Source organism: Colwellia sp. BRX8-5 (assembly GCF_014077325.1).
Classification (GTDB): Bacteria; Pseudomonadota; Gammaproteobacteria; order Enterobacterales; family Alteromonadaceae; genus Colwellia_A.
The window spans coordinates 12,660-24,786 of record NZ_JACGVR010000031.1; the positions used below are offsets into that span (position 1 = coordinate 12,660).

At 40.6% G+C, this 12,127-nt stretch carries 7 protein-coding genes; 1 reads left to right on the forward strand and 6 read right to left on the reverse strand.

Translation table 11 applies throughout. The features are described 5' to 3' along the window. Window positions 1-64: 64 nt before the first annotated feature. The 6 genes from H4J62_RS16170 to H4J62_RS16195 all read right to left on the reverse strand — a co-directional run bounded on the left by H4J62_RS16170 (window position 65) and on the right by H4J62_RS16195 (window position 11,566). Window positions 65-2,038, reverse strand: a complete 1,974-nt coding sequence (locus tag H4J62_RS16170; protein ID WP_182217201.1) for a tetratricopeptide repeat-containing sulfotransferase family protein — start codon at window positions 2,036-2,038, stop codon at window positions 65-67. Window positions 2,039-2,163: 125 nt separating this feature from the next. Then, the gene (locus tag H4J62_RS16175; protein WP_070373683.1) at window positions 2,164-4,563 is read right to left on the reverse strand and encodes a TonB-dependent receptor; all 2,400 of its coding nucleotides are present in this window, start codon (window positions 4,561-4,563) and stop codon (window positions 2,164-2,166) included. Window positions 4,564-4,930: 367 nt separating this feature from the next. Further along, window positions 4,931-6,277, reverse strand: a complete 1,347-nt coding sequence (locus H4J62_RS16180; protein ID WP_070373684.1) for an MFS transporter — start codon at window positions 6,275-6,277, stop codon at window positions 4,931-4,933. Between the two features lie 1,096 nt (window positions 6,278-7,373). Continuing rightward, window positions 7,374-9,746, reverse strand: coding sequence for a heavy metal translocating P-type ATPase (locus H4J62_RS16185; protein WP_182217197.1), 2,373 nt, complete (start codon window positions 9,744-9,746; stop codon window positions 7,374-7,376). Beyond that, entirely contained in the window at window positions 9,743-11,068 is a 1,326-nt protein-coding gene (gene nhaA / locus H4J62_RS16190) for a Na+/H+ antiporter NhaA (protein ID WP_259364778.1), read from the reverse strand. The genes H4J62_RS16185 and nhaA overlap by 4 nt, the downstream gene beginning before the upstream one ends. 102 nt (window positions 11,069-11,170) lie before the next feature. Beyond that, on the reverse strand, window positions 11,171-11,566 hold the full coding sequence (locus H4J62_RS16195; RefSeq protein WP_182217195.1) for a DUF302 domain-containing protein: 396 nt from the start codon (window positions 11,564-11,566) through the stop codon (window positions 11,171-11,173). A gap of 367 nt (window positions 11,567-11,933) precedes the next feature. On the opposite strand from H4J62_RS16195, the gene H4J62_RS20780 reads away from it, so the two are divergent. Beyond that, a complete protein-coding gene (locus H4J62_RS20780) occupies window positions 11,934-12,083 on the forward strand; it encodes a redoxin domain-containing protein (protein WP_182217194.1) in 150 nt (49 codons plus the stop codon). Window positions 12,084-12,127 lie beyond the last annotated feature (44 nt).

Consider the following 12,127-nt stretch of genomic DNA (forward strand, 5'->3'; position numbering starts at 1 on the left):
TACGCATAGCGCTCATTAACAGCCAACGGCTATAAAAACAGTTCTAGCACTTTAGAAAGCCGACCTAGCTTTTTAGTGCTTTTTTTAATGGTGTTAAATGAGACTCATAATTGCGCCATTGTTCAAGACCACTTTGATAAATAGGTTGTCGAACTTGCTCAGAGCTAGGCGTGCGAACAGCGCGTTTATTTGTATGAAAATCAATACAAGCCTGCTCAAAAGGCAGTCCACAATAGTCTAATATGCGCCTAACTTGGCTTTCAAGATCGGCAACCACATCTTCATACTGCACACGTAAAATCTTACCGGGTAATTCTTTGTCCCAATGGTCCATCAACTCAACATAACTACGATAATAATGTCCAATGTCTTCAAGATCATAGGAAAATTGCTGCCCCTCACCAAACAATTGTTTAAAACCACTAAAACAACAGGACAAAGCATCGCGTCTCGCATCGATAATTTTCGCATTAGGCAAGATCAGATTGATAAGTGCAATATGCCGGAAATTGTTTGGCATTTTATCGATAAAGAACATTGCTCCTTGGCGATGATGCCGAGTCTCTTCAATATACAGCTCGCCCATTTTAGTGAGGTCATCAGCAGTAAGATTGCTTAGAATACTTGGGTATTTGGGGGTGTCACGCGTGGCTTGTCGACCATTTAAGCGATGCGCTAGACCGATAATGTTGGCCAATTCCATTGTCCCATCGACCTGTGAGTGTGAAGAGAGGATTTGTTCTAAAAGTGTCGACCCCGCTCTGGGTAGTCCAACAATAAATATAGGATCTGCAGCAGAGCAACCGGTTTGTTTATGGCGATTGAAAAACGCAGCGTCAAAATTATTTTTCTGAAATTCAAACGATAACTCGAGAGATTTGCTGTCAAATTTGTCTTGCTCGCTCTTGAGTTTGTTGCCGCGATGGTAAAAAGAGAAGGCTTCGTCAAAGAGCTCACTGTCTTCTAAATCTTTGCCAAGAGCAAAGCAAAAATGAATTTTATCATTTATCGATGTTGTCGCGCTTGCTTCTTTAACCCGCATTTGCTGACGTTCATCAGAGGTAAATCGGTAAGTTTTTAAATTGGCCAAACTCCAGAAAGCATCACCAAAGTCAGGTTTGAGATCGTAGCTTTTACGGTAAGCTTGGATCGCGTCTTCAACACGCCCCATCGTTTTTAATGCATGCCCAAGAGTTAAATAGATAGAATAATTAGCTGCGTTGCTATCCAATACACTTTCAAAGGTGCTTATAGCTGCTTCAAAATCTCCAGTGGCTTGTTGCGCATTGCCGAGACCAATTTTAAACGTTGCATTTTCCGGGTCTGAATCTAATAGAATTTTTGCTTGCTCAAGTGCCTTATTAAATTTTTGTCGTTTATGCAGAACATGAACATAGTCAAGGCGTGCTCTTTTGTAATTTGGTTCAAATTCAAGGCAGCTGGCTAATAAGAACTCCGCGTCATCAAGAATTTGAAACTTTGTTCCTAACTCAGCCAATAAGCGCATAGCTTCTGGTTGATGGGGATTGTCTTTGAGAAAATGACGACAGAGCCATTCAGCGCGATGTAATTGCTTTTGATATATTAAGCTAGAAACAGAAACTAATGCTGGCGGCAAACTGGAGAGCCAATCAGCACGTTTTTTTGCTTCCTGATGCATCGGATAACCAGGTTGGTCTGCTAAAGCGCGCCAACTTCCAAACAAAGCTGGATTTAAGGCGACTGCTTTTTCAAAGGATGCTATCGCTTGGCTAGTGTTCGCCATTGCTTTGTGAGTATAACCTTGCTCTTGATGCGCCCGGCCATGGTCCGGTTGTTTTATAAGAATTTGATCAAGACTTGCCATAGCCAGATTATATTTTTGTTGTTTACGCTGACAGACTGCAAGACAATAAACACCTTCAATATGTCCTGGATTTTCCGCAAGCATATCTTCTAGGTTCTTAGCTGCTTGGCTTAAGTGGCCTTTTTGAATCAAAAGTTGACACTGTTTAATAACTTGGTCTGGTTGGAGGTTTTTCAACTGATTTGGCAACATAATGTCTCGGTAAATATCAAGAGATGGTTGATATTGTCTATAAATATACAAAAAAATGGGTCGACGTTATTAAACGCCGACCCTATCTTATCTTATCTTAAAATACTTTAAAATAATGTAAAATGCTAATAATCATAGCTTATTCTAAAGCCAACTGTGCGAGGTCTCGTTGGTGAAACCCTAAAGACATTATCAGCTGAACCCGCAGCAACTTGTCCAAGAGAATCGGTAGCATTGTCAATAAAGAGTGTTGCTTTCCAGTCATCTTTTCCAATAGAGGCAGATAGGTTAACTTGATTATAAGACGGTAACTCGACACGATCAGCAGCAACTAAGCTATTAAAACGTGAGTCTGTCCATTTAAATACGCCTTGAAAAACAGCAGCAAAGTCGCCGATATTTTGATAGTAACGCGCGCCAACCACACCTTCATTTTCTGGTGCGTAAGGGAGATTAGACCCTACTGGTGTGATATTAACTAAGGTGTTTGGAATATCAGTCAACTCTGAATCAATGTAACTAAATGAGCCAAAAAGGTCGACATTATCGGTCGCAGCCCAGTTAAGTTCAAATTCAACACCATTGATATCAGCAGAACCAACATTATCAAAGAATGAGCTATTAGCGATACTAAGATCAAGAACGCCTTGCTGCATGTCACTGAAATCAACATTGTATATCGCGCCATTAAAACGCAAAGTATTATTAAGCCAAGTTGTTTTCCAGCCTAATTCAACACTAACAACATCATCGGTATCAAAAGTAGCCGGAATGCCACCAGTGCCAACTGCACGATTGAATCCACCGCCTCTAAAGCCTTCAGAATACGTAGCATAAAACATCGCGTCAGCATTCATTTCCCAGCGTATATTGGCTTTGTAAATCGTTCCCGATATCGTTGCAGGCGATAAACCAGCCAGTCTTGAATCGACATTGGTTCCGGCATCTGCCTCTGGTCCAGATGCTCTTTGACCGAAAGGAGATTGTCCCATCAAGCCCATTTCAATATTATAGTGACGTGCACCAACTGTTACGGTTACCTCTTCAGTAACGTCGTAAGCAAGCTCACCAAATACAGACATTTCTTCACGGTCTGATTGATAATCATTGAAATAAGTTACGCCCGGCGGTCGAGCACTGCCATCGGTGTTAGTGAAAGCACCCGGTATCGGAAAGTTTGGTGAAAATCCAGCGGCGATAGAACCCGCATAAGTAAAGTCAGTTAACGTATTAAGTTGCTGATCATCATAGAAAACACCACCAATCGCTCTAAAACGGTCTTCCGCATTGGTTGCAACACGAATTTCGTGCACAACGCGTTCTGTTTCAAACTGCTCAGAAGTAGTCATCACAGGACTAAAGCATTCATCATAACCTGGGTAACTACAAATGTAGTAAGGAACATATGGTCCTATTTCTATATAAGCAGTATAGTCAGTATTACCTTGGAACGTGCGGTTGGTGAACGAGCCGTTATAAATAACTTCAAGGCCGCCAAGCATACCATTCAATGTCCACTGTGTTAGGTCAACTTTATCATCACCAGCCGTCGGCGAAAAAGTGGCTGTATTTAAGTCGTCTTCAGTGCTGATAGACGGATCATATTCAAAAGAACCTTCAGTATCTAACTGTTGGTTTGTGTGCTGTACTAACAAATCCCATTCGTCGTTGATTTGCCATAAGCCACTAATTCTGACGCCACGGTGTGTCGCTTCATTGTAATCATCTTTTGCAAGTGTAGAGTTACTGACTACTTGTCGAGATGAAGGAACGCTGCCACCCAGTGCTGGATTAGTTAATGGTAATTGCGTTGTAGACAGCGCATTATCAATAAACCCACCATCAGTAGAATTATAAGCTGCAATTCGTATAGCAAACTCATCTTCTATAATAGGAAGATTGACATAACCTTCAGTTTTATTACTGATGCCACCACTCTTGGTAGATGACATACCTACCTCGCCACCGGCTCTAAATTCGTTCAATTCCGGTTTGTTGGTAATAAGGCGAACGGTACCTGCTTGTGAACTAGCGCCAAACAATGTGCCTTGAGGACCTTTTAACACTTCGATACGTTGCAAATCAACCGCATATAAATCTATATTACGACCTGGAGTAGTGATTGGAGTTTCATCAAGGTAAAAAGCAACGCTTGGCTCGCCCCCTATGCCTGCAAGTCTAACATCAGCACGACCGGCGGATACACCACGGATATAGGTTTCTTGCTTACCAGGACCTTGACCTTCAGAGCTAACACCCGGTAGTAATGCAATATAATCTTCAAAGCTGTCAATACCCAGTTGCTGAAGTTGTGCTCCACTAATGGCTTGAACAGCAAGCGGCACTGCTTGTTGGTTTTCTGAACGGCGAGTTGAAGTAACCGTTATAGTTTCGATCTGGCGCTCAGTCTCAACTTTTTTGTCTTCTGCTTTACTCTTTTCCTGAGCTTGAACGGCACTACTACTCAATGCAAGAGCGATTGCCATGGTCAATACGGTTTTAACTGGTCGGTTTTTATGATACATAAGTACCCTCGTTGATTATTTTCTGTGACTTAGCAGATACTAAGTAAATTAATAGATCAATATCGAAGCAAAACGCTTATCAAGTGACAGCCTTTTGCTTCTTTGTGACAAACCGTCAAAAGTTTTCGCAAACAGCTGTGTCGTTAAAATAGCCTGTAATATAACTTAATGATTAATATCACAGAAATTTTTGAGTTGTAGCATACTACAATATCGGAAAGATTACTGAATATAGCTAAAATAAACAGCAAACTTCGGTGAAAAGATGGTATTTTGAAGAAGTAACGTTTAGAACGACTCACGGGGTTTATTTAAGCTTGTGGCGATAAACTCTTAAAGGGTTAAAGAGTTTATCGCATTAAATACCTTACTTGACGACACTTTCCCCTGACTTTGCCGCTTTATATTCCGCATGCATAAATGCCCAAACAGATATAATACCCACAGCTGAAATCAATATAAGCATATTCATAAAGCTAGACCAACCACCCGCACTATCAGCTAACCTGCCGCCGATAAAAGCAAATGTTGCACTGGCCGCAAAACCAAAAGCATCAATAAAACTCACCAACTTTGCACTGTGGGGTCCACCATATTCGATAGAGAATATTGACATAGGTAGGTAATAAGCGGGAGAAATTGAAAAGGCGAATAAGAAAATTGCGCTCAAAGCGACAATGTAATTCACTTCAACACTCAAATCAAACCAAGATAAATACTTCAGGGTCAGGATACTCAATAAACTCAGAGTCATCGCTATCGTTAATACGGTGCGAATACCTTTCTTTGAAAATCGGTCGTAAAATGCTATCGAAGCTAACAATCCAGCCAAAGAACCTACGGGGAAGATAGTAGAAGCCATTGCTGCTTGTGAAGGAGATAATTGATAGGTTTCCATAAGATAAACGGCAACAAAGTCTAAAAAGGCCATCATACAAGTAAGCATCATTAGCATTAGCACCACGAGCCAAACTCTTGGACTTTTAATAAATGCCAACATACCTGCACCCATACTCGTATCTTGAAGTGGGTGGTTATATTTGTTATCAACTGCCTGCTTTGCTGCTTTGGCTAGCGCTATACCTTCGGCACTGGTATCAGTATGATCACTTTCAATTTCTCTAAAAAAGTTGGGGTTTTCTGGTTTTTCTTGTAGAAAAAAATAACAACCAATAAAAACAACCAGTCCAAAAGCCGCAGCGATGAAAGCGACTGAACGCCAATCCATAAAGCTTAATAACCAACCAAAGAATAAAGTCGCTAACACAACACTGAATCTAGAACTGGTAGAAATAATACTCCAAACTCGCCCGTAATGATGAGGGTGATACCATTCTCCAACCAGTTTGGTCATCGCTGGCCAACCTGAAGATTTTGTACAGTACAATAGGAATGAAAAAACAGTAAAAGCCATTACATTAGGAGAGAGTCCAAAAGCAATAACAAAGAGCGCCGTTAGAAATATGCCAATCAAAAAAGTAAAGCGCCCACCTATAATATCAGCAAGGGGCCCCCAAATGAGCTTGCCAACCAATGCACCTAAAGTACCATAAGCAGCAAAATCACCCAGATTAGTTTTTGTTAAGGCTAAGGTTTCATCGGCAAGCAAGGCAGGACTAAGAATAGTGACCATTTGACGACAAATCATCATGGCGGCATAACCAAGATACATGGCGATAATAATATTTAATTGCTGTGGGGGTCGGTTAGACATAATTTCTCTATGAACAGTTGTAATATAGTTAATGGTACTCCTATAAAACAATGGCTCTGTTGGGTTAATGATTATGGATTCGATGATACTATGTTATTCAGTAGTTTACGTCAAACACGCCAAAAAAATTAGCCTTATATCAAACTGACAATAATTACAGATGCACTACTTTCAAGTAAAGTGACGATATTTTATTCAAGAATATTTTGAGTTTAGATTAAAAGATAATTGTTATAGCCTCTATCGTTTATAACAACAGAGTTATTAGCCATGATCGATATTCTCTCGTTAAGCAGAAAATACAATCAAATTTAGCTGTGAATCTTTGAACGTTTTTACGAAGTTATTAATGCAATATAATTCAAGGGAAAACTATATAAACGATGTGAATAATGACTTGTAGTAATGAGAGATATTTTAATTAACTGAATACGAAGTTTAGAAAAAGGGTGCCCGGTGTACTGAACGCCATTGAACGTCAGCCAATTCTTCTTGCCGGTCTATCAGCTTACCAAAAACATCGAACATCCGCGATAAAATACTTTTTACCAACCGGCGCTAACAAAGGTTTCCACTGTCGACACTTGCATACCGCGTGACAAGCATTAGGTAGGTGTTAAGACTATACATGTACCTGCTTAGCATTTCGTTGTTCTAATACTTCAATAACCACTTTGTCTATATCAGCTGATTCACTTTTACTTAAATCAATACTAAGTATTAAGTAGACCCGCGGTAATTTCCCATCAAAAACATCCGTAAATTACACTGCTGCGTATTGCCGTTATATTGCCAATATTTATTTCATTCTCAGATGGTTTCATGAAAAGGTGCACATATTGTTGGTGTCCACCGCCAACCAACAATTTCAAGCATATCTTGACCATGTTTGATGATATAGTTTTTTGCTCAAATAACTTTTCATTTGATAACCTGTTACTTAACTTTACCGCTAGTTCAACATCATGGCCATCAATAGTAATGATGTATGCACATAAATAATTATAACTATAAGGCCAGAAACATTAATACTCTGTTCTATAACGTCCCCATAACCAAAATGATTAGGGAATATCATGCTCAACGATATTGAGCGCTAAAGCGTTTGAGTTTTTAACCTAAGGGCATTGACGATGACGGATACTGAGCTAAGGCTCATTGCTGCACTGGCTATCATTGGGCTGAGTAATAAACCAAACCAAGGATATAAAATACCAGCAGCAACTGACACACCGAGAAAATTATAAATAAAGGCGAAAAATAAATTCTGACGGATATTCTTCATGGTGTTTTGGCTAAGTAAACGGGCCTTGGTGATACCACGCAAATCGCCTTTAACCAGTACTATTCTTGCGCTATTCATGGCAACATCGGTACCTGTTCCCATTGCAATGCCCACGTCAGCCTTGGCAAGTGCTGGTGCATCATTAATACCGTCACCTGCCATTGCGACAATATGTCCTTGTTTTTGCAATTTTTTAAGATAATTAAGTTTGTCTTCTGGGGTAGCATCCGCCTCCACGTCATCAAGTCCTAGGGTTTTAGCGACAACCTTAGCTGTGGTCGCGTTATCGCCAGTTAATACCACTATTTTCAAGCCAGCTTGATGGAGTTGTTCTATTGCTTCAACTGTGGTTTTTTTGATAGCGTCACCAATACCTAGAACACCTCCCAACAGGCCGTCTATGGTAACAAAGATAACGGTCTGTCCATTTTCTCTCATTGACATTGTCTGAGAACGCAACGAAGAAACGTCTATTCTTTGTTCTTCTATTAAGCGGTTATTCCCAATTAATATAGATTTACCGTCGATTGTCGCGCTGACGCCTTGTCCGGTAATTGATTTAAAATCATTGATCGGTTTGAGCTCTAATTTCTCCTGTTTTGCATGTGCTACGATAGCCGTAGCCAATGGATGTTCACTTGACGTTTCTAAACTTGCTGCAAATAGCAATACATCGTTTTCCGTCAAACCTTCTTTTTCGGCTTCATCGCTTACCAATATGTATTGCACTGTTGGCCGCCCTTCTGTCAGCGTACCGGTTTTGTCGACAACTAAGGTATCCACTTTCTCCATCAGTTCTAATGCTTCGGCGTCTTTAATCAATATGCCTTCTTGTGCCCCTCGGCCAATGCCAACCATAATCGACATCGGCGTTGCCAATCCCAAGGCACAGGGACAAGCGATAATGAGCACAGATACCCCAACAATTAAAGCATTTGACAATGCAGGTGCAGGTCCAACTATCGCCCAAACAGTAAAAGCAGCGACGGCAACCAAGATAACTGCAGGGACAAACCATTTAGACACTTTATCTGCTAGTTTTTGGATGGGAGCGCGCGAGCGACCGGCCTCATTCACTAACTCAATCATTCTTGCCAGTAAGGTATTACTGCCTACTTTTTCGGCTTTAAGTAGGAATGAACCTGTGGTATTTAGCGTTCCTGCCGTCACTTTACTCGCTGTTGTTTTGTTTACCGGTGCAGGTTCGCCAGTGATCATAGATTCGTCAACATGAGAGTGACCTTCGATAATTTCACCATCTACTGGGATCTTCCCCCCCGGTTTCACCCGTAATTGGTCATCTTCTTTAACCTCATCAAGCGCGACTTGTTCTTCACTGCCATCTGAATTAACACGCAAAGCCTTATTGGGCGCCAATTGCAATAAAGATTTAATAGCACTGTTCGTTTTTGAACGAGCACGCAGCTCAAGCACCTGCCCCATTAATACCAAGGTAATAATCACCGCTGCTGCTTCAAAGTAAAGCGGTGCTCTACCTGCTATTTTAAAGGCTTCAGGCAGTTGTGAGGAAAATAATAAAGTAAACCAACTAAATACAAAAGCGGTAGAGGTACCTAACCCAATTAGGCTGAACATATTGAGCTGCCAACTTTTGAATGACTCAAATGCACGCACAAAGAACGGCCATCCCCCCCACAATACAACAGGCGTTGCTAAAGTTGCCTGTAGCCAGTTAAAAGCACTTTCGCCCAGCCAGTTACCCACATTTACACCCGGAATAAGGTCTCCCATAGTGATGATAAGCAAAGGTAAACTCAAGCTCAAACTCCACCAGAAGCGTCGTGTCATATCTTTGAGTTCTGTATCGTCATCATTGTCAACAGGGGTTATCGTTTCTAGCGCCATGCCACATTTGGGGCACAAGCCAGGGTTGTTTTGACTGATTTCTGGATGCATTGGACAGGTAAAAAATACATTTTTATTTTCGCTACTTTTATTATTACTTGCGGCATTTGTCTCTTTCTGTATTTTGGCTGTGCCGCACACCGGATAATTACGATCGCTCTTACCTGTATGGGCATAATGCTCAGGATCGGCATTGAATTTATCAGCACAAGACGAACTACAAAAATAGTAAACAGTTCCTTCCCACTCGACTGTCTTTTCACTATTACTTGTAGCATCATTCGCAACTTTCATTCCACAAACCGGATCATGATTCATTTTTTCTCCTTTATCGATATCGCTGTAATTCGAAAATACAATATCCCTAATAATGCTGATAAACCCGAGGCAACTAAAATCGATGTTTTTGCATTATGTAGATGTTCTGGTTGGCCATCAAAACCAAGCGCAGCAATGAAAGTAGACATAGTGAAGCCTATTCCTGCGATCAGTGATGCCCCAATAACATGTTTAAAGGTGATGTCATTGGGTAAACAACCTATGCGGTAACGCAGGCCAAGCCAACATGCACCAGAAATCCCGAGGACTTTACCAACTACTAACCCTAAGATAATGCCCAGCCCTACAGGTTGTGTCAGGCTATCTATAAAAGAATTTTCACTAAAGACAACCCCTGCATTTATTAACGCAAATAGTGGTAAGATAAATATCGCCACAGGTAAATGAAGGGTATTTTCCCAACGACGCAAAGGTGTATTAGCGTGCTCCGATAACTCACTTATTGCTAACACTTTTTTGTGATCGTTCTTACTGGCCAGAACATCGATATCCTCAGTATTTTTTTGTATCGAACTAATAATTGATTTGGCATTACCCAGCAACTTTTCCGTTGCTAATTTGGGTTTTGCTGGCACTGTAAATGCAATGACAACACCAGCTACCGTCGCATGCACACCAGACTGCAGCATAGCCCACCAAGTCGCAATGCCGGCAATAATATAGAATAACGGCTGACGAACGCCTGCGTAGTTAGCTAAAATCAACATGACAGTCAGTGCGATGGTCACTAACAAGTAAACCATTGATATTTGTTGAGTATAAAACAAGGCAATAACAACTATCGCTCCCACATCATCAACAATGGCAAAGCCAACGATAAAAACGATCAAACTTATAGGAATATACTTTCTGACAAGGCTCAGTACACCCAAGGCAAATGCTGTATCGGTTGCCATGGGAATGGCCCAACCAATTTGTGAGTCGAGCGACCAATTAAAAATAGAATAAATGACCGCAGGTGCTATCATGCCCCCCATCGCACATAAAATCAGCATGCGCCTGTGTTCAGGGCTTGCAAGTTCTCCAGCCAAAACTTCCCGTTTTATCTCAAGCCCCAGCAAAAGGAAAAAAATCACCATCAATCCATCATTAATAATGTGCTTGAACGAAGCTCGCAGCTCAAAATCACCAATAAAAAAACCTATAGGCGTATTTACCAGTTGCTGATAAGCCAAGGCGTAAGCTGAATTTGCCCACCAAAGTGCAGTGATTGTGGCTATTAATAAAAAGACACCGGCGGTGGCCTGGGCGCGCATAAAATTAGAAAAAGGCTCGTGAAATAATTCAAGGCATCGTTGCAATGGGTTTCTATTATCTTGAGAAGATTTGATATGTTTAACCCCTTATTAATAAGTGTTATTTAATGCTAACGAAAGACATTGCTTATCCTGAGTTAAGGTTTATTAGTATTCACTACTAAGGCTGCTTGATACACGTTGTAATAACCCTTTTACCTCTTTAGCTAATTCGTGTATTTCTGGCTTATCCGACACTTTTAATAAGGCTTCTGGATCAATAAAAGCAACCGTTATACTGCTATCTATTTCTTCTCGTACCACCACGTTACAGGGCAGCAATAACCCTATATCAGCATCGGCTTCAATGGCACGAAGTGCCAATGGTGGATTACATGCACCAAGAATACGATAAGGTCTGTGATCAACCTTTAACTTCTCTTTTAGCGTTACTTTGATGTCTATATCACTAAGTACACCAAAACCCTCTTTTTTGAGTGATTCAACAACATGATTAAGCGCTATATCAAAAGGTATTTGTAATTGCACACTGAATCCATACATGGGTAACTCCTAAATATTGGCTGAACCAATATCGATAATAAAAAACAGCCTTATTGGTAAAGGCTAAGTAATAGTTACTTTATCCTTGTATTTATAATTATTCTGTACGTTAACGTACTTAATGAAAAGTTTTTGGCGACTATGTAGTCGTTAGAATAAAGTAGTAGTAAAACAAAATAAGCGCTCTATTCTCAATATCACTCACAGTATCAACCGATAGATTTCATGTAAATAACCGGAAGAATATTCGACAGTGCATAGGTGAACGGTAGGTGGAGTGAGATATTTATCTCATTAAGCAATATCATCAAAAAGTCTTACTATGTAAGATAATTTAACAGGAGCCACCCCCGCAAAACACTTTGACATGCTGTTGTTTTACAGCGGCATACACTGCCCCATTTACGCAAAGTATTTAAAAGAGCTTGAAAAGCATTCAAGCGAATTCGCTAGTCGCGGCGTAAATATTATTGCTGTAAGTACAGACACCAAAGAGCGCGTGATAAAAATGGCATAAAAAATAAATGCCAGTGGCGTAAAGGTGGCTTATGGAATGAGCTT